Origin of the sequence: Sulfitobacter pacificus (genome assembly GCF_030159975.1) — a bacterium.
GTDB classification, from domain to species: Bacteria; Pseudomonadota; Alphaproteobacteria; order Rhodobacterales; family Rhodobacteraceae; genus Sulfitobacter; species Sulfitobacter pacificus.
In genome coordinates, this window is the sequence record NZ_BSNL01000001.1 from 534,556 (window position 1) to 555,321 (window position 20,766).

21 protein-coding genes and 1 pseudogene are annotated in these 20,766 nt (G+C 57.5%); 6 read left to right on the forward strand and 16 right to left on the reverse strand.

Translation table 11 applies throughout. The annotated features are described in order from the left end of the window. The 3 genes from deoD to QQL78_RS02680 all read right to left on the reverse strand — a co-directional run bounded on the left by deoD (window position 1) and on the right by QQL78_RS02680 (window position 3,330). Window positions 1–705 carry a purine-nucleoside phosphorylase gene (gene deoD / locus QQL78_RS02670; RefSeq protein WP_284370303.1) on the reverse strand — a complete coding sequence of 235 codons (705 nt, stop codon included), beginning with the start codon at window positions 703–705 and terminating at the stop codon, window positions 1–3. A gap of 231 nt (window positions 706–936) precedes the next feature. Continuing rightward, window positions 937–1,281, reverse strand: coding sequence for an H-NS histone family protein (locus tag QQL78_RS02675; protein ID WP_284370305.1), 345 nt, complete (start codon window positions 1,279–1,281; stop codon window positions 937–939). A gap of 81 nt (window positions 1,282–1,362) precedes the next feature. Next, complete coding sequence (locus tag QQL78_RS02680; protein WP_284370306.1) at window positions 1,363–3,330, reverse strand: protein meaA; 1,968 nt, start codon at window positions 3,328–3,330, stop codon at window positions 1,363–1,365. 165 nt (window positions 3,331–3,495) lie between these two features. Between QQL78_RS02680 and QQL78_RS02685 the strand changes: the two genes are divergently transcribed. After that, complete coding sequence (locus QQL78_RS02685; protein WP_284370307.1) at window positions 3,496–4,293, forward strand: bestrophin-like domain; 798 nt, start codon at window positions 3,496–3,498, stop codon at window positions 4,291–4,293. On the opposite strand, the gene QQL78_RS02690 is transcribed toward QQL78_RS02685, so the two are convergent. After that, on the reverse strand, window positions 4,274–4,879 hold the full coding sequence (locus QQL78_RS02690; RefSeq protein ID WP_386258871.1) for a GNAT family N-acetyltransferase: 606 nt from the start codon (window positions 4,877–4,879) through the stop codon (window positions 4,274–4,276). The genes QQL78_RS02685 and QQL78_RS02690 overlap by 20 nt on opposite strands. Before the next feature lie 57 nt (window positions 4,880–4,936). On the opposite strand from QQL78_RS02690, the gene QQL78_RS02695 reads away from it, so the two are divergent. The 4 genes and pseudogenes from QQL78_RS02695 (at window position 4,937) to QQL78_RS02710 (ending at window position 9,812) form a co-directional block, all read left to right on the forward strand. Further along, on the forward strand, window positions 4,937–6,331 hold the full coding sequence (locus QQL78_RS02695) for a 1-acyl-sn-glycerol-3-phosphate acyltransferase (protein WP_284370311.1): 1,395 nt from the start codon (window positions 4,937–4,939) through the stop codon (window positions 6,329–6,331). A 118-nt stretch (window positions 6,332–6,449) separates the two neighbouring features. Further along, entirely contained in the window at window positions 6,450–7,730 is a 1,281-nt protein-coding gene (gene ccrA, locus QQL78_RS02700; protein WP_284370313.1) for a crotonyl-CoA carboxylase/reductase, read from the forward strand. A 106-nt stretch (window positions 7,731–7,836) separates the two neighbouring features. Next, a pseudogene (locus QQL78_RS02705) lies at window positions 7,837–8,147 on the forward strand (response regulator transcription factor); the annotation flags it as partial. Between the two features lie 126 nt (window positions 8,148–8,273). After that, complete coding sequence (locus QQL78_RS02710) at window positions 8,274–9,812, forward strand: ATP-dependent DNA helicase (RefSeq protein WP_284370315.1); 1,539 nt, start codon at window positions 8,274–8,276, stop codon at window positions 9,810–9,812. 26 nt (window positions 9,813–9,838) lie between these two features. On the opposite strand, the gene QQL78_RS02715 is transcribed toward QQL78_RS02710, so the two are convergent. The 12 genes from QQL78_RS02715 to QQL78_RS02770 form a co-directional block, all read right to left on the reverse strand. Next, the gene (locus tag QQL78_RS02715; protein ID WP_284370317.1) at window positions 9,839–10,597 is read right to left on the reverse strand and encodes a TIGR02186 family protein; all 759 of its coding nucleotides are present in this window, start codon (window positions 10,595–10,597) and stop codon (window positions 9,839–9,841) included. Continuing rightward, window positions 10,597–11,511: a sulfite exporter TauE/SafE family protein gene (locus tag QQL78_RS02720; RefSeq protein ID WP_284370318.1), complete on the reverse strand. Its 915-nt coding sequence runs from the start codon at window positions 11,509–11,511 to the stop codon at window positions 10,597–10,599. The genes QQL78_RS02715 and QQL78_RS02720 overlap by 1 nt, the downstream gene beginning before the upstream one ends. A gap of 100 nt (window positions 11,512–11,611) precedes the next feature. After that, window positions 11,612–12,580: an ABC transporter permease gene (locus QQL78_RS02725; RefSeq protein WP_284370320.1), complete on the reverse strand. Its 969-nt coding sequence runs from the start codon at window positions 12,578–12,580 to the stop codon at window positions 11,612–11,614. Further along, window positions 12,580–13,698, reverse strand: a complete 1,119-nt coding sequence (locus QQL78_RS02730; protein WP_284370322.1) for an ABC transporter permease — start codon at window positions 13,696–13,698, stop codon at window positions 12,580–12,582. The genes QQL78_RS02725 and QQL78_RS02730 overlap by 1 nt, the downstream gene beginning before the upstream one ends. Window position 13,699: 1 nt before the next feature. Continuing rightward, the gene (locus QQL78_RS02735) at window positions 13,700–15,292 is read right to left on the reverse strand and encodes an ABC transporter ATP-binding protein (protein ID WP_284370324.1); all 1,593 of its coding nucleotides are present in this window, start codon (window positions 15,290–15,292) and stop codon (window positions 13,700–13,702) included. Beyond that, complete coding sequence (locus tag QQL78_RS02740) at window positions 15,293–16,294, reverse strand: BMP family lipoprotein (RefSeq protein WP_284370326.1); 1,002 nt, start codon at window positions 16,292–16,294, stop codon at window positions 15,293–15,295. It abuts the gene before it with no gap. Window positions 16,295–16,414: 120 nt separating this feature from the next. Next, entirely contained in the window at window positions 16,415–16,852 is a 438-nt protein-coding gene (locus tag QQL78_RS02745) for a GNAT family N-acetyltransferase (protein WP_284370328.1), read from the reverse strand. Beyond that, a complete protein-coding gene (gene tsaB / locus QQL78_RS02750) occupies window positions 16,849–17,532 on the reverse strand; it encodes a tRNA (adenosine(37)-N6)-threonylcarbamoyltransferase complex dimerization subunit type 1 TsaB (protein WP_284370330.1) in 684 nt (227 codons plus the stop codon). The genes QQL78_RS02745 and tsaB overlap by 4 nt, the downstream gene beginning before the upstream one ends. Before the next feature lie 11 nt (window positions 17,533–17,543). Beyond that, window positions 17,544–18,104 carry a NifU family protein gene (locus QQL78_RS02755; protein WP_284370332.1) on the reverse strand — a complete coding sequence of 187 codons (561 nt, stop codon included), beginning with the start codon at window positions 18,102–18,104 and terminating at the stop codon, window positions 17,544–17,546. A gap of 101 nt (window positions 18,105–18,205) precedes the next feature. Continuing rightward, the gene (locus QQL78_RS02760) at window positions 18,206–18,664 is read right to left on the reverse strand and encodes a universal stress protein (protein WP_284370334.1); all 459 of its coding nucleotides are present in this window, start codon (window positions 18,662–18,664) and stop codon (window positions 18,206–18,208) included. A 91-nt stretch (window positions 18,665–18,755) separates the two neighbouring features. Next, window positions 18,756–19,631, reverse strand: coding sequence for a branched-chain amino acid aminotransferase (locus QQL78_RS02765; protein ID WP_284370336.1), 876 nt, complete (start codon window positions 19,629–19,631; stop codon window positions 18,756–18,758). Window positions 19,632–19,648: 17 nt separating this feature from the next. Beyond that, window positions 19,649–19,882 carry a DUF8831 family protein gene (locus QQL78_RS02770; protein WP_284375411.1) on the reverse strand — a complete coding sequence of 78 codons (234 nt, stop codon included), beginning with the start codon at window positions 19,880–19,882 and terminating at the stop codon, window positions 19,649–19,651. 124 nt (window positions 19,883–20,006) lie between these two features. Between QQL78_RS02770 and QQL78_RS02775 the strand changes: the two genes are divergently transcribed. Next, window positions 20,007–20,720: a M48 family metallopeptidase gene (locus tag QQL78_RS02775; protein WP_284370338.1), complete on the forward strand. Its 714-nt coding sequence runs from the start codon at window positions 20,007–20,009 to the stop codon at window positions 20,718–20,720. Window positions 20,721–20,766: the final 46 nt, after the last annotated feature.

Below are 20,766 nucleotides of genomic sequence, written 5' to 3' on the forward strand. Positions count from 1 at the left end.
TCAGGAAAAAGCAGCCTCAAGCGCGATTTCAACCATATCGCCAAAGGTCTTTTCGCGATCCTCTGACGGCAGCGCCTCGCCGGTTTGCAAATGGTCCGATACTGTAAGCACCGCCAATGCGCGCCGGCCATAGCGAGCCGCCAGCGTGTAAAGTTCTGCCGCTTCCATTTCGACGCCCAGAATACCGTGGCGCACCATCTGTTCGTCCAGATCTTTGCGTTCGGCGTAAAATACATCCGATGAATAGATGCCGCCGACATGGGTTTTAGTGCCCCGCGCCTCAGCAGCTGCAACAGCTGCGCGCAATAGCGACCAATCCGCCGTGGGCGCGAAGTTAAGTTCGCGGAAAATACCAGAGGAGGGTGAAGTGATTGTGCTGGCTGTCATGGCGACAATGACATCGCGAATTCCCACATGGGGCTGCATCCCACCGCAGGACCCGATGCGAATAAGCGTCTGCACATCGTATTCGCTGATCAATTCATTGGCGTAAATCGACAGCGAAGGCATGCCCATACCGGAGCCTTGAATGGTCACTGGATTGCCGTTCCATGTGCCGGTGAACCCCAGCATTCCACGCACTTCATTCACCAGTTTGGCGTCTTTCAGAAACGTCTCGGCGGCCCATTTTGCGCGATAGGGATCGCCGGGCATCAGAACGGTCTGGGCAATTTCGCCGGGGGCGGCACCGATATGGACGGTCATTGGAGGCTCCTAATTTGTTTGCCAACTAAGTGCATTTGTGCGCGGCGGCATCAATAAGAAATGCAATGCGACCCGCAATACGTGCGCAGCGCGATAGTAATGCGCGCAATAGGTTGAGTGATTTTTCAAGGAAAAGGTATCATACGAATCAATACCTTGCGAGAAAAACGCCGAATTGGCCCCTTACCGAAAACAACCACCGGTAAGGTTCCAATATCGGGCAGGTTTATCTCAGATTTTCAGGGTTTCTGGTGAAACCCCATTTGCCATGGCTTCACGATACCAATTGGGCTGGCGTCCCTTGCCGGTCCAGGTCTGGCCTTTATCCGCCGGATTGGCATACATCGGTTTTGATTTAACCTTTTTTTTCGGGGCTTTGCCTTTAGTTGCTTTGCGTGCCTTGGGTGCGTCGCTGGACAATTGATCAAGCGAGAAACCAAATTCAGCAGCGGCCTTTTCGGCGGCTTTTAAGGCCTCGCGTTGGTCGCGGGCCCTTGCGGTCTTTAATGCCTTCTGCACATCTTTAAGATGTTTCTCCAGCTCTTTACGGGTCATTGATTTAAGTTCGATATGCACAGGTAAACCCCTTTTTTCACAACTTATGTGAAAAGGAGTTAACCAATTCATAATCAAAGAAAAGAGAGGATTTGTGTCAATTTATTCCGCGGCGACGGCCGTAGGGTCGGCCAGGGTGATGATATCCTGCATTATCATGTTCAATTCAAAATCCTTTGGCGTATAGACACGCGCGACTCCCATTGAGATCAACCGCGCTGCATCGTCGTCAGGAATGATGCCGCCGACGATAACCGGAATATGACCCAACCCCGCGCTGCGCATCTGGGTAATAAGATCTTCCACCAAAGGGATATGAGAGCCGGATAAGATTGACAGCCCGACAACATGCGCCGCGTCCTCACGGGCCGCCTGAATGATTTCCGAAGGGGTCAGGCGAATACCCTCATAGGCGATGTCCATGCCGCAATCACGCGCGCGCACAGCAATCTGTTCGGCGCCGTTTGAATGACCATCAAGTCCTGGTTTGCCGACAAGGAATTTCAAGCGACGACCCAGCTTGTCGCTCACCGCATCTACCGCAGCGCGTAGATCGTCCAGACCTTCGGTCTTGTTGGATTGTCCTTTTGCGACACCCGTTGGCCCACGGTATTCACCATGCACAGCTCGCATTTGTGCCGCCCACTCGCCAGTGGTCACGCCCGCCTTGGCAGCGGCCACAGAGGCGGGCATCACATTGCGCCCTTCCGCAGCAGCGGCGCGCAGGTCCGCAAGGGCGGCGTTGACCTCTCCCTCGTTGCGTTCAGCGCGCCACGCGTTGAGACGGCCAATCTGCTCCGCTTCGACTGCCGGGTCGACAACCATGATGCCGCCATCGCCTGTCATCAACGGGGAGGGTTCCCCTTGCTGCCATTTATTCACACCGACAACCACGGTTTCACCCGCTTCGATACGGCCCAGACGGTCGGAATTACTTTCGACCAGACGGCCCTTCATATAGTCAATGGCATCAATTGCGCCGCCCATGCCATCCAGTAATGCCAATTCGGCACGCGCCCCGGCTTTTAATTCCTCGACCTTTTTATCAACCGCCGGATTGCCATCAAACAGGTCATCAAATTCCAGCAAGTCGGTTTCATACGCCAGAATTTGCTGCATCCGCATCGACCATTGCTGATCCCATGGACGCGGCAGTCCAAGCGCCTCGTTCCATGCGGGCAATTGCACGGCGCGGGCGCGGGCTTTCTTCGACAGGGTCACGGCCAGCATCTCGATCAGAATACGGTAGACGTTGTTTTCTGGCTGTTGCTCGGTCAGGCCCAGCGAATTGACCTGCACCCCGTAGCGGAATCGGCGGTATTTGCTGTCCTCAACATCGTAGCGTTCAAGGCAGATTTCATCCCACAAATCGACAAAGGCGCGCATTTTGCACATTTCGGTGACAAAACGGATACCGGCATTTACGAAAAATGAAATACGTCCCACCAATGCAGGAAAGTCCTTTTCATCTACGCGCGGACGTAATTGGTCCAGCACCGCAGTGGCCGTTGCCAAGGCGAAAGCCAATTCCTGCTCCGGCGTCGCACCGGCCTCTTGCAGGTGATAGGAACAAACATTCATCGGGTTCCATTTCGGCACATGCGTGTAACAATATTCGGCCACATCCGCGATCATTTTGAGCGAAGGGGCAGGCGGGCAAATATAGGTGCCGCGCGACAGGTATTCCTTGATCAGATCATTTTGCACGGTGCCATTGAGGGCGGAAATATCCGCACCCTGTTCCTCGGCCACAGCAATATAGAGGGCCAGCAACCAAGGTGCCGTGGCATTAATCGTCATGGAGGTATTCATCTGCTCCAGCGGGATATCGCGGAATAGCATGCGCATATCGCCCAGATGGCTGACCGGCACACCGACCTTACCGACTTCGCCGCGCGACAGGATGTGGTCGCTGTCATATCCGGTCTGTGTCGGCAAATCGAAAGCGACCGACAGACCGGTTTGCCCTTTCGCCAGATTGGATCGGTAAAGCGCATTTGACGCTTCTGCGGTGGAGTGGCCCGCGTAGGTGCGGATCAGCCATGGACGGTCTTTGTTTTGCGCGGACATGGGGGGCTCCCTGAATCGGTTGGGCAATAATCTTGCGTGTTTTGTTATGTACGGGACATTTTATGCCAATGTCAATTCGCTGCGTTGCGGCATGGTGCGATGATAATTGACGCAAGGCAAGCGGCGGCATAGGGGACTGCAACACTTCCGTTCTTGGATGCTTTCATGGAACCGAAAGAGCTGATGTATGATATTCCTACGCCACTGATTGCCGGTGGCCTGTTGATTGCAATGCTGCTGGCCACCTGGTTGGGATATCACATTGGATTCCGCCGGCAAAACGTAGAAACCGAACAGACCCGCGCGCAATCGACGGCGGTTCAGGGGTCCCTGCTGGGCCTGTTGGCCTTGCTGCTGGGGTTCACCTTCTCGCTGTCCCTGTCGCGCCACGATGCGCGCTCAAGCTCAGTTGTGGCAGAGGCAAATGCGATTGGAACAGCCTGGTTGCGCCTGGAGTTTCTTGAAGGCGCGGCAAAAACCCAAGCCAAGGTCAGCCTGTTGAAATATACCCGGCTGCGCGTTGAAGCTGGGGATGTTTCGGCCGATCAGCACCGTAAGCGCGATGCCTTTACCGCCAATGCCGAGGAGACCTTTGCACAGATCTGGTCCATCGCGGCGGCCAATGCCCGTGATCCCGGCGGGCCGGCGGCGGTTTCCCTGACCAATGCGTTGAACGATATGATCGACGCGCTTGCCTCGCGCAATGCGGCTCTTGACCGGCATGTGCCAGAGGTTGTGCTGATCATGTTGTTTGTGACCTTTATCCTGTCCGGTGCGATGCTGGGGTTCTCATCGGGCGTGAATGGCACGAAACCGGCCACCCCGGTGTATCTGATGCTGACGCTGATTGTGCTTTTGGTCTTTCTCATCGTCGATCTTGACCGGCCGCGCCGTGGCATCATCGCTGTTGATCGAAGTGCGATGTCCGATCTGCTGGCGTCGTTCAAGGCACCGGTGCAATAGGACAAAGCATTTGGGTGCTGCTGTCGAAGCCAAAAACGTATTTGAACGGGCCAAGGTTTTCCTGACCAATCTCCCTGAACCCCTCGCGCTGGTACAATGCGCGGGCACGTGGATTGGTGTTGATCACATCCAGCCGGACAGCATTCAGCCCCTGTGTCGCGGCTTCTTGTTTGATCGCGTCCAGCAGGGCGGTGCCAAGCCCCATACCACGCGCCTGCGCAGAGACGCAGATGCCGTCCATCAACAAGACACCTTCGGCCAGATCCCTTTCGACCAGCGCCAGAAGTGGTGCACGCCAGCAGGCGGATAACCAGCCATAGGTCTCGGCGATGTCGCGCAGGGAGCCACCGATCAGGGCACCTTGCTGTGTCTTGAAACCCGCGACGCCAAGGATCTGCCCCTCTGTATCACGGGCGATCAAGGCGAAGTCTGGGTGCAGATGGGCGGCGATGAACTGCAGCGCCTTGTCTTCCGGCCCAAGGACATGGTGCAGCTTCTGGGTAAATGCCTCCCAGTAGAGCGCCGCAATCTGCGCACGCTCATGGTCTGAAAATCCTTTTGTGACGGTGAAATCCACTGGCTGCATCCTTTATCCGACACTTCCTATATTGTTCTTGGCCTCTGACACTGCAAGGGTGCGCCCATGACACAGACCGTGCAACTTCCCCTGTGGCTTTTTGTGCTGATCATGCTCTTCGCAGCGGTCACGGCACTTAGCCATTTTCTGTTGCCCTCTGTGCGTTGGTTCTTTCGGCGGCGGTTGGAAAAAGCGGTTAAACGGCTGAACACGCGGCTGAAACGCCCCATCGAACCGTTCAAGCTGGCGCGGCGCTATGACATGATCCAGCGTTTGATCTATGATCCTGACGTCACCCGTGAGATTGTGAATTACGCACGGGAAAATGGTGTGCCGGAAAATGTCGCGTTTGAAAAGGCTCGTGATTATGCGCGCGAGATCGTGCCGAGTTTTTCTGCCTTCGCCTATTTCAGCTTTGCCATCCGGCTGACACGGCTACTTGCGAATTTTGTCTACCGGATTGAACGTTCAGATGTGAATGACCGCATTCTGAGCGGGATCCCAAAGGATGCCACGGTTGTCTTCGTAATGAACCACCGCAGCAATATGGATTACGTGCTGGTGACCTATCTGGCGGCACGCGATTCTGCGTTGTCTTACGCTGTGGGCGAATGGGCGCAGGTCTGGCCGCTTAGCTGGCTGATCAAATCGCTGGGGGCATATTTTATCCGGCGCCGTGCGCGCGGCGCGCTCTATCGCAAGGTTCTGGCGCGTTATGTGCAGATGGCAACCGCCGGCGGGGTCAATCAGGCGTTTTACCCGGAAGGCGGGCTGAGCCTGACCGGTAAGCTGCAAAAGCCCAAAATGGGGTTGATGTCCTATCTGGTGGAGGGATTTGACCCGGAGGGCGGGCGCGATGTGGTGTTTGTGCCTGTGGCGATCAACTATGATCGGGTGCTGGAGGATATTGTTTTAATCGCCGCCCATGAACGCGGCGACCGGCGGTTCGGGGCGCGGATTTCTGTTGTTGTGGGCTTTGTACTGCGCAAGCTTTGGCAAAAGGTTACCTTTCAGGAAACCCGTTTCGGGACCGCCGCCGTGACCTTTGGCACGCCCCTGTCGCTGCGGGAGGCGGGGGCGCAGGTGCAGGTTGAAACACTGTCTCATGACTTGATGGGCCGGATTGCCGGCGTGATGCCGATCCTCGCTGTGCCAGCGGTCTGTCATGTGCTGCTGGGGGAACAGGGCATCGAGGACACCGCTCTGCGCAAGCAAGCAGCGGCATTGTTCGACGCTGTGCCCGAAGACTACCGTGTTGTAGACGCCGCTGACCGTCCGCTTGAGATTTCGCGGGCGATTGAAGGGTTGGTCAATCGCAAACTGATCGAAGAACGTGATGGCGGCTGGCATGTGATCGAGGGCAAACAGGCGATCCTGCGCTTTTATGCCAATTCGATTGCCCATTATTTTCAGGCGGATGCTGCGCGCGCAAAAGGATTTTCTGCACCTGCTGGGTCATAAAGTTACAAAAGAGTGACTTCTGGTGTTGCATTGTTGCGCGGTGAATCTTATTCCATGGGGACACCAACGCGATTCTGCATCGCGGCAATTCAGACGATTTACCCATAGGAGGCCGCCCATGGCACTCGATTCAAACGTTGCGCAGTATGACGCACCTGAAAAGGACCTCTATGAGGTTGGTGAAATGCCCCCGATGGGTCATGTCCCGAAACAAATGTATGCGTGGACCATCCGTCGTGAGCGTCACGGGGAACCCAACACGGCGATGCTGCAAGAGGTTGTCGATGTGCCAGAGCTGGACAGCCACGACGTGCTGGTCCTCGTGATGGCAGCGGGCGTGAACTACAACGGGGTCTGGGCGTCATTGGGGGAGCCGATCAGCCCGTTTGACGGTCACAAACAGCCATTCCATATTGCAGGCTCCGATGCGTCTGGCATCGTCTGGGCCGTTGGTGACAAGGTCAAACGCTGGAAAGTCGGTGATGAGGTTGTCATTCACTGTAACCAGGATGATGGCGACGACGAGGAATGCAACGGTGGCGATCCAATGTATTCACCGTCACAGCGCATCTGGGGGTATGAAACACCGGATGGGTCTTTCGCCCAGTTCACCAATGTGCAGGCGCAGCAGCTGATGCCACGCCCCAAGCACCTGACATGGGAAGAGGCGGCCTGTTACACGCTGACACTCGCGACCGCTTACCGGATGTTGTTCGGCCACGAGCCGCACGACCTGAAGCCGGGCCAGAATGTTCTGGTTTGGGGCGCGTCGGGCGGTCTGGGATCTTATGCGATCCAGCTGATCAATACTGCGGGCGCGAATGCCATCGGGGTGATCTCTGACGAAAGCAAACGCGATTTTGTTATGGATCTGGGTGCCAAGGGCGTGTTGAACCGCAAGGATTTCAATTGCTGGGGCCAGTTGCCCAAGGTGAACACACCGGAATATGCCGAATGGTTCAAAGAGGCCCGCAAGTTCGGCAAGGCGATCTGGGACATCACCGGCAAAGGCGTGAACGTCGATATGGTGTTTGAACACCCCGGCGAGGCGACTTTCCCTGTCTCCACCTTTGTTGTGAAAAAGGGCGGCATGGTTGTGATTTGTGCGGGCACCTCGGGTTTCAACCTGACGTTCGACGTGCGCTATATGTGGATGCACCAGAAGCGTTTGCAGGGCAGCCACTTTGCCCATCTGAAACAGGCGTCATCGGCCAACAAGCTGATGCTGGAACGCCGACTTGACCCTTGCATGTCGGAGGTCTTTACTTGGAATGACCTGCCCGAAGCCCATATGAAAATGCTGCGCAATGAACATAAGCCTGGCAATATGTCGGTGCTGGTTCAATCCCCCAAAACGGGCCTGCGCACCTTGGAAGACGCTTTGGACGCACGCGGATAACCTCTGATTGCTTCCAATCTGGAAACACCGGCCGGCGGATCACCTTTGTGGTTCGCCGGCCGTTTTATGTCCAAAGACTGAACCCAACCGGAACACCAGCAGTGGTGATGCGGCTTGGGCAACCTTTGCACGTGAGCATCGGCGCGATTTGATCCTGATTGCACATTTCCTGAACGAAAAGCGCTTGAGCTGGAGCCTAAGCCTACCCGCGAGATTGCCCAGCCGCTGAGCCCGCGCGAAGTGGATGCGATGACCTTGTTGGCCATCGGATACAGCCGGGTGCAGGTTGCCGTATCACTGTCGATTTCCGAACATGCCTTGCGGCTCTACATCGGAAGCGCCCGTTTCAAACTGGGGGCATCGAACACCACACATGCTGTTGCCCGCGTTTTGAGTCAGGGACTGATTGTTGTGTAGCGCAGGTGTTTGCGGCGCTGTTGTGATTTGATCCTGCGAGATGCGCGGCGCTTGGACGCTCGGAAAAACGGCTGAAATGCTGCAATCTTGCTGGTCCCGCTGACCTGCCTTGCGTAGACAGGGCGCATGACAACTGAACTTACCTATTCCGACGATCAGGCCGCCGCATTTGATGCGGTGGCAGAGATGTTACGCCACGCGGGCATTGATCTGGACGACAGCCTGCTGATGCCGCCCGCTGGCGGGGCGGATCAGGTAATGGCGGTGACGGGCAAGGCGGGGTCGGGTAAGACGCTGTTGCTGGCCGAGCTCTACAAAGCGCTGGAAGCCGCTGGTGTTGAGGTAATTTCAGGCGATTACGAAAGCAAAAAACGCAAAGACAAGCGCACATTGGCGATCCTTGCGCCGACCAATAAGGCGGCCTCGGTTCTGCGTCTGCGCGGCGTGCCCGCAACAACCATTCACCGCATTCTATACACACCGGTTTATGACCCCGAATATGAACGTATCGCCGAATGGCTGGCGGGCAACGGGGAGCGCCCGGAGATTGAAGGGCTGACCGAGATTTCGCTGGACCGCGCTGCCGCATTTTATGCCAACAACAAATCCATCCCCGGTGCCTTGGCTGCCGCCGGGCTGCGGGGTTCCGACTTTATCACCGGCTGGAAACGACGCGAAGAACCTTTGGATATCGGGTTTATCGATGAATCCTCCATGTTGGATGACAAGCAATTCGAGGACCTTAAGGAAATTTTCCCAACGCTTTTGCTGTTCGGTGATCCCGCGCAGCTGGCACCGGTCAACCAATCCGGCACGATGGTGTTTGAAAAGCTGCCCGAGAAACGGGTGATGAACCTGAACCGTATTTTCCGGCAGGACGCGGGCAACCCGATCCTTGATCTGGCCCATGCGCTGGCTGATCCTGATCTGGGGTTTGAGCAATTCGAACGGATGATTGAAGAAGCGGCGAAAAAGGATGATCGCGTTGTCTGGGGCCAGCGGGTTGAGGTGGATCTGATGGCCCGTTCGCCGGTGTTGGTCTGGCGCAATGCCACGCGCATCCGGCTGATCAACGCCTTTCGCGCCGTGCATGGTGCGCCCGAAGATGCGCTGCTCGCGGGGGAACCGCTGATCTGTGACGGCATAGAGCTGCCGTTGAAACACCGCAAGAAACGGCTGGACCTCGAGGCGCGCGGGTTGATCAAAGGCGCTCAGGTGATCTGGCTGGGGGACGGGCGTAAACCGGGGTTCAGCCGCCTGCATGTGATGGGGGCGGAGGACCCGCAGGTCAGTGCCGCCTCTATTGTGAAAATCGAAAAGCCGGATGAGGAAGAACCCTTTATCCCCTTTGCGGCACGGATGGGTGCCACTTTTTTGCATGGGGCGGCGGTGACGATTCACAAGGCACAGGGCAGCCAGTGGGAGAATGTGCAGGTCTTTGCCCCTGATCTATATGCCGCGGCGCGTATGGGCCGGGTAGAGGCGGGGCAGCCACTGTGGAAGCGTCTGGCCTATGTTGCCATCACCCGTGCACAGGAGCGGCTGATCTGGGTTGTGCGCAACCGTCTGTCCAAGCCCAGCGGTCCCTTGGTGGTGGATGATCTGAAGGCAGTTCCAGCGGCCACACTGACGCTTGATGCGCCAGAGCCAGATCAGTTTCTGTAAACCACCCGGTTGCGACAAGGGCCCGATCAGCGGCGCAGTGCGGTGAACACGGCTGAGGCGCCCCAACCTGCAGCGATTGCAATCGCCAATGACATCAGCCCATAGAAAAACGCATTTTCGCGCGACATGCGGAACAACCAGCGTTCCATCCCGACCTTGCGTACAAAGATGCTGGTTTCGTATTTCGCGACCACATCACCGCCGCGCGTCAGGAAAATCCGCGTTTTATAATCCCCTTCGGTCAGGGCGGCGGGCAGTTCAATCGCGGTGCGAAATAAAGTCTGCTCGTCGACGCTGACCGTGCCTTCGTTCAGCTGATACTGGTTTGATGCGGATTTGATGCGGATCAGCGCCTGGGAAAAACTTTCGCTGTCAGTGATGTTCATCGGGGCACCAACGGAACGGATGGCGCGGGGGATTGAAACGCTGTGGCGCTGATCCTCGGTTTCGCTCAGCGACAGGCCCAGAAGGGTGCTGGTCGAGACGGCATAGAAACTGGGGGCATGATCCACCTCTACCGCATCGACATTGACCCAGATGCCAAACCGCTTTTCCTTGCGCCGCACTGTCACCGGCTCTGACGGACCCGCCACGGTGACGATAACTTGCAAACGTGGCTCATCGGGGGCCGGTTCCTCGCGTTTGACGGCACCGAAAATCAGGATTTCGGAACCGTCGAAATTGGTGTTGATCGACACCTGATCGCTGCTGAGACCCAGCACGATTTCTTCGGCCAAGGCGGGCTGGGCCAGAAGCAGGGTGAGGGCAAACAGCAGCGCGCGCATCAGTGGCCCCCCGCCGCGCCAAGTGAATAAAGCTCGGAAGGTTGCAGCAACAGGTCCATCGCCAGTTTGCCACAGACGCCCAGCACCATCATCGCCAGCAGAATACGCAGTTGTTCGGCCTTCATTTTAACGCCGATCCTTGCCCCGATTTGCGCACCAATCACACCACCGACCAGCAGGAGAACCGCCAGAACAATATCGACGGTATAGTTGGTTGTGGCGTGTAACATGGTGGTAAAGGCGGTCACGAAAATGATCTGAAAGAGCGAGGTGCCAACAACCACTTTGGTCGGCATCCCCAGAAGATAGATCATTGCGGGCACCATGATGAACCCGCCGCCAACACCCATGATTGCCGCTAGAATGCCGACGGCAACACCGACAAGCAGCGGTGGAATGACAGAGATATAAAGCCCCGAAACGCGGAACCGCATTTTGAACGGCAGGCCGTGGATCCAGTTGTGTTTCTTGCGCGGCGGGGCTTTGCCCTTTTTCGTATTGCGGATCGCATTCAGCGATTCCAGAAACATCAACCCGCCAATAACGCCAAGGAAAATCACGTAACACAGTTTGACCAGCAGATCGACCTGACCCTGTGCCTTGAGATAGTTAAAGACCAAAACACCCAACGCCGCCCCGATCAAACCGCCGATCAGCAGTACGGTGCCCATCCTGAGGTCCACCGTCTTTCGTTTGAAATGGGCCAATACACCCGAGAAAGAAGAGGCGACAATCTGGTTCGCTTCGGTGGCAACAGCCACGGCCGGAGGGATGCCGATAAAGAACAACAGCGGCGTCATCAAGAAGCCGCCGCCAACACCGAACATCCCCGAAAGGACGCCCACCAGCCCACCAAGCCCCAGCAGGAGGAAGGCATTGACCGATACTTCGGCAATAGGAAGGTAGATTTGCATAAAGTCCCTTAGCGCGATGGTTGTATCAAATCAACGGTCCTTGCAGTCTGCTACAACATCGGACCAACGGGATGCGTAAACTGGCCTTATCGTGGCCAGCCTAGCGTTCTTTAACATAAGGCTCTCCGCCTGCTCTGGGCGGGATGGCCTTGCCGACAAAGCCGGCCAGAATAACCACTGTCATGATATAAGGCAAAGCCCCCAAAAATTGGGCCTGAACCTTCATGCCGATGATGGATTCGATCACATCGGGACGGGTTTCAAGCGCGCCGAACAGCCCAAACAGCAACGTCGCCCAAAGCGCATACCAAGGCCGCCATTTGGCAAAGATCAGCGCCGCAAGTGCGATAAACCCACGCCCCGCCGACATGTCTTTGACAAAGCCCGCTTGCAAGGCGGTGCTGAGGTAGGCACCGGCAATGCCGCACAACACGCCGCAAATCGCCACCGCCGCATAGCGCAAGCCGACAACGGAAACCCCTGCCGTATCGACCGACGCGGGGTTTTCGCCCACGGCTCGCAAGCGCAGTCCAAAGCGGGTGCGATAGAGCAGCCACCATGTCAGCGGCACAGCCGCCAAGGCCATATAGACAAGGATAGAATGGCCTGAAATCAGTTCCGAATAGAGCGGGCCGATGAAGGGCACATCGGCAATTGCATCTGCACCGGGCAGGGTGATCCCTTCAAAACGGGCACCACCCATCAGTGATGGGGTGCGCCCCCCTTGTTTGAACCAGCTTTGCGCAATCAACACGGTCATGCCCGCCGCCAGAAAATTAATCGCCACGCCGGAAATCAATTGGTTGCCGCGAAAGGTGATCGAGGCAATGCCATGTAGCGCGGCAAGCGCCAGGGACGCGCCGATACCGGCTAGAAGGCCAATCCAGACACTGCCGGTCAGAGAGGCGACCGCAGCGGAAAAGAACGCTGCCGCCAGCATTTTGCCCTCAAGCCCAATGTCGAAGATGCCAGCGCGTTCACTGAACAACCCGGCCAGACAGGCCAGCAGCAGCGGTGTGGCAAGGCGCAGGGATGAATCGAGCAATTGGATAAGCGTGAGATAATCCATCAGTCCGCTGCCCCCGCTGCTTTGCTGGTTCGTGCGCGTCGCAGGGCGAGGAACAGCTTTTCAAGGGGCATGCGCACCATATTGTCCAGTGCACCGGTGAACAGGATGACGAGGGCCTGAATCACCACGATCAATTCACGCGGGATTGAGGTCCACAGTGCAAGCTCGGCACCGCCTTGGTACAGGAAGCCAAACAGAATCGCCGCGATAAAGACACCCAGAGGATGTGACCGCCCCATAAGCGCCACCGCGATGCCGATAAACCCGGCACCCTCTGTCGAGTTCAGAACCAGCCGTTCGGCTTCGCCCATGACATTATTGGTCGCCATCAGCCCGGCCAAAGCGCCGGAAATGATCATCGCGATCATCGTGATCTTAAACGGCGAGATGCCCGCGTATTTGGCCGCTGATTCCGAATGGCCATAGGCGCGGATTTCATAGCCCAGACGCGTGCGCCAGATCAGCACCCAAAGCCCGATACAGGCCGCGATGGCAAGCAATAGTGACACATTGGCTGGTGCGGCCTTGGAAAACTCGATGCCCAGAGGGGACAGAAGATCATGCAGGGTGGGCAGGTTTGTGGCTTCTGGGAACCGTGCGGTGGCCGGATCCATGCTGCCCTTGGGGCGCAGCATATTGACCAGCGTATAGTTCAGCAAAGCGGCAGCTATAAAGTTGAACATGATGGTGGTGATCACAATGTGACTGCCGCGCTTGGCTTGCAGCCAGGCAGGGATCGCGGCCCAGACCGCACCAAACAGCCCCGCCATGACCGCCGCCCCAACCAGCGCCAGCGACCAATGTGGCCAAGGGATGTACAGGCAGGCCAACGCCACACCCAAACCGCCCAGCATCGCCTGACCTTCGCCACCAATGTTAAACAGCCGCGCATGGAAGGCGATGGCAACGGCCAGACCCGTGAACATAAAGTTCGTGGCGTAATACAGCGTATAGCCCCAGCCGTATGTAGAGCCGAGCGCGCCTGTCACCATCAGCTTGGCCGCGGCAACCGGATCTTCACCGATTGCCAGTACCACTAGCGCGGAAATAATGCCGGCCAGCAACAGCGAAATCAGCGGCACAAGGACAACTTCGGCCCATTTTGGCATCACATCCATGTTATGTCCCCTTTGCGGCAGCCGCCGCATCCGTATCTGTGATGCCCGCCATCAGCAGGCCCAGTTCTTTCTCATCTGTCTGATCCGGCAGGCGCTCACCCATGACCTGACCGTCAAACATCACGGCAATCCGATCGCTGAGGGCCAGAATTTCCTCCAGCTCGACCGAGACCAGAAGAATCGCTTTGCCCTGATCGCGCAGGGCGACAATTTGCTGGTGGATAAATTCGATGGCACCAATGTCCACACCACGTGTCGGCTGGCCGATCAGCAACAGATCCGGGTTGCGCTCTATCTCGCGGGCCAGCACGATTTTCTGCTGGTTGCCGCCGGAGAAGTTCTTAGCAGCGAGTTTCGGATTTGGCGGGCGCACGTCAAACCGTTCCATCTTTTCAGCGGTATCGTCGCGGATCGCGGCGTTGTTCATCAACACCCCGGCGCGGTATTCAGGATCATGGTGATAGCCGAAGGCCGTGTTTTCCCAGGCCTGATATTCCATGATCAGCCCCTCGCGCTGGCGATCTTCGGGCACATGGGCAATGCCCCTGCGGCGGCGCGACTGGCCATCAGACAGGCGTCCCGTCAGATCAAGCGGCGCACCGTTCAGGCGGACCTCACCAGTGCCATCGGCATAGCCGCCCAGCACCTCAAGCAGTTCGGACTGCCCGTTGCCCGCAACCCCTGCGATGCCCAGAATCTCACCGGCGCGCACCTGCAAATCAATCCCGCGCAGACGCTCCACGCCCTTGTCATCAACCACCTTCAGGCCCTTGACGTCTAGCACCACATCTCCCAGTGTCGGTGGATTTTTATCGACGCGTAACAATACCTTACGCCCTACCATCAATTCGGCCAGCTCTGCCGGAGAGGTATCGGCGGTCTTGACCGTTGCGGTCATTTCACCGCGCCGCATCACCGAAACTGTATCGGTGGTCTCCATGATTTCGCGCAGCTTATGGGTGATCAGGATGATCGTCTTACCTTCGGATTTCAGCCGGTCAAGAATGCGAAACAACTGGTCGGCCTCGGCTGGGGTCAGCACGCCGGTGGGTTCATCCAGAATCAGAATATCGGCCTGCCGGTACAGCGCCTTGAGGATTTCGACACGTTGCTGCATGCCCACGCCGATGTCTTGGATCAAAGCGTCAGGATCAACGTTCAACCCGTAGTCATTTGCCAGCTCCACCAGCGAGCGCCGGGCCTTGGCCAAAGAGGGTTTTAATAACCGCCCGTCTTCGGCACCCAGAATGATATTCTCAAGTACCGTGAAATTTTCAACCAGTTTGAAGTGCTGGAACACCATCCCGATGCCCGCAGCAATGGCCGCCTGACTGTCAGGGATTTCGGTCTTGGACCCGTTGATCCAAACCTCGCCTTTATCGGCTTTGTAAAACCCATAAAGGATCGACATCAGCGTCGATTTTCCCGCGCCGTTTTCCCCGATGATCCCGTGGATCGTGCCGGGCATGACGCGAATGGAAATGTCCTTGTTGGCCTGAACCGGACCAAAGGCTTTCGAGATGCCTTTCAGCTCGATCGCGGGGGCAGTGGAAGCGGCAGTTGCCTGCCGCTTCGCTGTTGTCTCGTCGCTCACTTAGAAGTCCAGCGCTGGGCAGCTGTCGTTCTCGTAATAGGACACCACGTTGACTTTGCCAGCGATGATATCATCGCGTGCAGCGTTTACTGCGGCTTCCATTTCGTCAGTGACCAGAGCGGCGTTGTTGTCATCCATTGCGACACCCACACCTTCTTCTGCCAGACCCATCGTCACCACAACGCCGGTCTCAAGGTCTTCGCCAGCTTTCATGGCTTCATAGACCGCAACATCCACGCGTTTCAGCATGGACGTCAGGACCTTGCCCGGATGCAGGTGGTTCTGGTTGCTGTCCACACCGATGGACAGAATGCCTTCATCAGCCGCCGTTTGCAGAACACCCACACCGGTGCCGCCTGCCGCAGCATAGACAACATCCGCGCCTTGGCTGATCTGCGCCTTGGTGATTTCAGAACCTTTCACCGGGTCATTCCAAGCGGCAGGCGTGGTGCCTGTCATGTTGGCAATGACTTTGGCGTCGGGGTTCGCCGCTTTTACGCCTTGGGCAAAGCCGCAGCCGAAGTGGCGGATCAGCGGGACGTCCATGCCGCCGACAAAAGCGACTGTGCCGCTTTTGGAGGCCATGGCAGCCATCATACCAACAAGGTAAGACCCTTCATGCTCAGCAAAGGCGACCTGGCGGACGTTCGGGAAATCAAGCCAGCTTACGTCGATCACAGCGAATTTTGTGTCGGGATAATCCGGTGCCACAGCGGACAGCGGATCGGCCATGCCAAAACCCATGGTGATAATCGGATTGGCACCGGTCTCGGCAAAGCGGCGCAGGGCCTGCTCGCGCTGGGCTTCGGATTGCATTTCGATTTCACGGAAGGTGCCGCCGGTCTCTTCGGCCCAGCGTGTGGCACCGTTAAATGCTGCTTCGTTGAAGGATTTGTCGAACTTGCCGCCAAGGTCAAAGATCAGCGCCGGTTCGGCCAGTGCTGCACCGGCGCTCAGCGCCATTGCGGCAGCCGCGCCCATGAATTTGGTCATAAGGGTCATATTATGTCTCCCAGTTTTTCAATGTTGGGGCAGGGCCAGCAGTGGCCCCTTGCCCGAGATCAGACGATCAGGGTTAATTTAGGGCGCAGCGGGGGGGGAGGGTCAACCGATTCCTCAAGATTATCGCGTGGAATCAGGTGTCGGACCTTGGGTAACCTTGCGAGACATGACAATCGCATCTACCGATGCCGCGTTTTTGCGCGCATAATAGGCGGCGCGGCGCCCCACTTCGACAAACCTGAATTCACGGTAAAGCTTGATCGCTGCGGTGTTATCGGCGGCGACCTCCAGAAAGGCGGTGTCGGCGGTGCCCTCAAGTGTCTTGATCCAACGTTCGACAAGGCCACTTCCGATGCCCTTGCGGTGGTGTGCCGGATCGACGGCAAGGGTCAACATTTCGGATTCGCCTGCAATGTTGCGGGTGAGGGCAAAACCATGCGGTTGATCAAACAACGTGACATAAGCACTGTCGAGCAGGCCTTGGAATTCCTCCGCAGACCACGGGCGTTCACGTTGAAAAGCTGCGCGGTGGATTTTTGCGAGCTGTGCAGGTGTCACGCGAGGATCACGGGTGGTTTGTCCCGTGCCGGTGCCGCATCTGGCGCGCGTACATAAAGCGGTGCGGGTCGGGTCGCCAAATCATGGCCGTTTGCCAGTTTCCATTCCGTAATGCGGGCAATGCGGGCTGCCGGATCGTCGTCGGCGCTTGTTGGATTGGGGGTGCCACCCAGATTGCCCGCTATTTCGTTCGCCAGATGCCCTGTCACGCAGAGGTTCACAGCGCGCAGGTGATCGGGGGGGGTGGCCGGGTCTATAAGTTCGGGCGCAGCGGAGGGGCGGCCATACCGGAACGGCTGGACATAGGCCGCGCCGCGTGGTGCTGCCACAACAACCAGTTCGGAAGCTGTCGCCTCCGCGCCAAATGGGTCGCGCAGCATCTCGAAAGTTGAAACAGGAATTGCGGGAATGCCTAGCCCCAGGGCCAAACCACGGGCCGCAGAAACGGAGATGCGGATGCCGGTGAAATTGCCGGGGCCAACGCCAACGCCGATCGCCGTGAGATCGTCAAAGGTCAGACTGGCACGCGCAAGCACGTCTTGGCAAAGGACCAGAATACGTTCTGCTTGCCCTTTCGCCATCGCCTCGGTTGCAGAGTATTGCAAAGCGTCCTGTGCAAAAACGGCAGCCGCGCAATGCGCGGCTGATGTATCGAAAGACAGGATTGCAGGATATGACATCGAAGCGGCGTTTATGCGACAGGACGCACTTCCGTCACTTCCGGAATGTAATGGCGCAACAGGTTCTCGATACCCATTTTCAGCGTCAGGGTAGAGGAGGGGCAGCCGGCGCATGCGCCCTGCATGTGCAGATAGACCACGCCGCGCTCAAACCCGTGGAAAGTAATGTCGCCACCATCCTGTGCCACCGCAGGGCGCACGCGGCTGTCCAGCAATTCCTTGATCTGGCCGACAATTTCACCATCATCGCCGGTGTGTTCCGCATGGCCAGAGGTGGCCTTGTGATCATCGCCCATCACCGGCTGGCCGGATTGGTAATGTTCCATGATGGCGCCCAGCAGCGCGGGTTTGATGTGATCCCACTCGATGGCATCCGCTTTGGTCACGGTCACAAAATCGGTTCCGAAAAACACCCCTGTTACGCCATCAACGGCAAATAGCCGCTGCGCCAGCGGGGACCCGTCCGCCGCATCAGCTGTCGGGAAATCCGCGGTCCCCATGTCAAGCACAGCCTGTCCCGGCAGAAATTTCAGGGTGGCAGGGTTTGGTGTCGATTCGGTTTGGATAAACATGCTGGGCGTCCTTTGGATGTCTGAGGCTGATATGCGGATCAGAGCGCGCTTTTTCAAGTCTTGGAATCATTCTAAACTGCTTGGGCCGACAGGTCCAGACCTCAGGTAATGGCCTCAAGCCGTTCCTTGCTGAGGTCGCCGGGCACAATTGTGATCGGCACCGGCAAGGTGCCTGCCGAACGGGTCAATTGCGTGACCAGCGGCCCCGGCCCCTTTTTCTTATCGGAAGAAGCGCCAAGCACCAGAACACCAATTTCCTTATCTTCTGCGATCTGTGCGATGATCTCGTCCACCGGTTCGCCTTCGCGGATGACCAATTCCGGGTCAACACCCTGTTTGTCGCGCATCCATTTGGCAAATACTTCGAAATGCACTTCGATCCGCTCGCGGGCCTCTTCGCGCATGATGTCACCCACACCGATCCAGTGGTTGAACTCATCCGGCGGGATCACCGACAGCACCTCTACACCGCCGCCGGTGTGATTGGCCCTGAGCGCGGCAAAGCGCATGGCATTCAGACATTCGGTGCTATCATCCAGCACAACGAGGAACTTACGCATTGTCTTTCTCCTTGGACGTGGATCATGGCGGCTGCGCGGGTTTCGCGCAATCGTAAACTGCCGTTGATGCGGCTGCCTGTGTCACCTTGTCCTAACGTTCGGACGCAGCCCAGTCCCAATACATTTCGCGTACCCGTCGCGTGACCGGATTGGCATTCGCCCCGGTTTCATACCTGGTATCATCAAACGCAGCGACCGGGGTGACCTTCATCATGTTGCCCGACAGGAAAACCTCGTCAGCAGCGTGGAAATCGTCAAAGGACAACACGGCCTCATGGACCTTGATGCCGTCAGCCCGCATGTTGATCAAATGGCGTTCGCGGGTGATGCCGGCCAGAAACGTGCCGTTCGGCACCGGGGTGAATACCTCGCCATCCTTGACCATAAAGACATTTGCGGATGCCGTTTCCGCCACATTGCCCACCGCATCCGCGACCAGCGCATTACCAAAGCCCTTGGACCGCGCCTCTGCCAGCATACGCGCGTTGTTGGGATAGAGGCAGCCCGCCTTGGCGTTGACCACATTGTCCTCCAGCACCGGGCGGCGAAAGCGCGTGCGGGTCAGGGTGGTTGCAGCCTCTGGTGGGGCCATCGGAATTTCTTCCAGTGAAATGGCAAACCCCGTGGCACCTGCGCGCGGCACAATGCCCAGTTCATCCCCCGCCAGCGCCCAATACATCGGACGGATATAAACCGGTTGGTTGCGGGCATAGCTGGCCAGCCCCTCACGCACCATCGCTACCATGTCTTCAGTGCTGACCGTGGGGGTGATCATCAGTGCCTCGGCCGATCGGTTGACCCGCGCGCAGTGTTTTTCAAGATCGGGGGACAGCCCGTCAAACAACCGTGCCCCGTCAAACACGGTGGTGCCCAGCCAGGCACCATGATCCGCCGCATTGATGACCATACGGTCGCCGTCATGCCACGCGCCGTCATAATAGGTTTTGATATTGATGCCGGTGGCCATGGGGGTTCCTTGTTTGGTTATTCAGGCGCGCTGCGGTAGATGCCTTCGGGCAGGTTCAATGCCGCAGTCAGATCGCGCAATTGTTCAGGGGAGAGGGTGATCTTGGACACTGTATCGGTGCGCGGATCCCATTGTTCAAAGGTGATCTGGCTTGCAAATGCCTGCACGATCACATCTTCGCGAAGGGCAGTTGCGCCCTCGTCGACAAGTGTGATCACTGATGCATCAAATTCGTGTTCAATGGTAAACATGGAGCGAAACTGTGCTTTTCGGCGGATCATTGCAAGGTGGCTTTGCAAAGATATATGTTCGGGCTGGCTCCCTGCTGACGCCGTGCTAAGATACAGGACGGCCCGACAGGAAAAGGACATAGCGATGATCAAACAGACCCTTTGGGCCCTTATCGCCGCAGGATCACTTGCGGCTTGTGATGTCGCCCCGGTCGTGCAATCTCCGACAGCCCCGGTGCCTGCCGCACCAAGTGCGCCAGCCATGTCGGCAAATCAGGCAGCACGCAGTTTTGTGCGCGTGGTGCAAACCCTTGAACCTGTCGCAGAACGGGAGTGCCGCGCGCGTACGTCTGGGGTGAATTGCGACTTCAACATCGTAGTGGATGACCGTCCGGGACAACCTGCCAATGCCTTTCAGACATTGGATAAAAACGGACGCCCCGTGGTGGCATTCACATTGGCGCTGATTGCCGATGCGCGTAACGAGGACGAACTGGCCTTTGTTTTGGGGCATGAGGCGGCGCATCACATCAGCGGCCATATCGCGCGACAACAGCAAAACGCAGTGGCTGGCGCGGTGATTTTCGCGGGCCTTGCGACCCTTTCCGGCGGCGGTGCCGAGGCGGTGCGCAGTGCGCAGAAACTGGGGGCTGAAGTGGGCGCGCGCAGCTATTCAAAGGACTTTGAGCTGGAGGCCGATGCGCTGGGCACCATCATCACCAAACGCGCCGGGTATGACCCGTTGCGCGGGGCAGAGTTCTTTACCCGCATTCCCGATCCCGGCGACAAATTCCTTGGCACACACCCGCCGAATGCCTCGCGGATTGACGTGGTGCGGCGGACCGCTGCAGGGCTTTGACCGGCGGCGATGCCGGACGGCCTCTTGCGGTTGAAGGCTGCACCTG

Coding starts and splice junctions, on each gene's coding strand:
- deoD (WP_284370303.1), bottom strand. CDS start 705: ATGACCGTCCATATCGGTGCCGCCCCCGGCGAAATTGCCCAGACCGTT.
- QQL78_RS02680 (WP_284370306.1), bottom strand. CDS start 3,330: ATGTCCGCGCAAAACAAAGACCGTCCATGGCTGATCCGCACCTACGCG.
- QQL78_RS02685 (WP_284370307.1), top strand. CDS start 3,496: ATGGAACCGAAAGAGCTGATGTATGATATTCCTACGCCACTGATTGCC.
- QQL78_RS02690 (WP_386258871.1), bottom strand. CDS start 4,879: ATGCAGCCAGTGGATTTCACCGTCACAAAAGGATTTTCAGACCATGAG.
- QQL78_RS02695 (WP_284370311.1), top strand. CDS start 4,937: ATGACACAGACCGTGCAACTTCCCCTGTGGCTTTTTGTGCTGATCATG.
- ccrA (WP_284370313.1), top strand. CDS start 6,450: ATGGCACTCGATTCAAACGTTGCGCAGTATGACGCACCTGAAAAGGAC.
- QQL78_RS02710 (WP_284370315.1), top strand. CDS start 8,274: ATGACAACTGAACTTACCTATTCCGACGATCAGGCCGCCGCATTTGAT.
- QQL78_RS02715 (WP_284370317.1), bottom strand. CDS start 10,597: ATGCGCGCGCTGCTGTTTGCCCTCACCCTGCTTCTGGCCCAGCCCGCC.
- QQL78_RS02720 (WP_284370318.1), bottom strand. CDS start 11,511: ATGCAAATCTACCTTCCTATTGCCGAAGTATCGGTCAATGCCTTCCTC.
- QQL78_RS02725 (WP_284370320.1), bottom strand. CDS start 12,580: ATGGATTATCTCACGCTTATCCAATTGCTCGATTCATCCCTGCGCCTT.
- QQL78_RS02730 (WP_284370322.1), bottom strand. CDS start 13,698: ATGGATGTGATGCCAAAATGGGCCGAAGTTGTCCTTGTGCCGCTGATT.
- QQL78_RS02740 (WP_284370326.1), bottom strand. CDS start 16,294: ATGACCCTTATGACCAAATTCATGGGCGCGGCTGCCGCAATGGCGCTG.
- tsaB (WP_284370330.1), bottom strand. CDS start 17,532: ATGTCATATCCTGCAATCCTGTCTTTCGATACATCAGCCGCGCATTGC.
- QQL78_RS02755 (WP_284370332.1), bottom strand. CDS start 18,104: ATGTTTATCCAAACCGAATCGACACCAAACCCTGCCACCCTGAAATTT.
- QQL78_RS02760 (WP_284370334.1), bottom strand. CDS start 18,664: ATGCGTAAGTTCCTCGTTGTGCTGGATGATAGCACCGAATGTCTGAAT.
- QQL78_RS02765 (WP_284370336.1), bottom strand. CDS start 19,631: ATGGCCACCGGCATCAATATCAAAACCTATTATGACGGCGCGTGGCAT.
- QQL78_RS02770 (WP_284375411.1), bottom strand. CDS start 19,882: ATGTTTACCATTGAACACGAATTTGATGCATCAGTGATCACACTTGTC.
- QQL78_RS02775 (WP_284370338.1), top strand. CDS start 20,007: ATGATCAAACAGACCCTTTGGGCCCTTATCGCCGCAGGATCACTTGCG.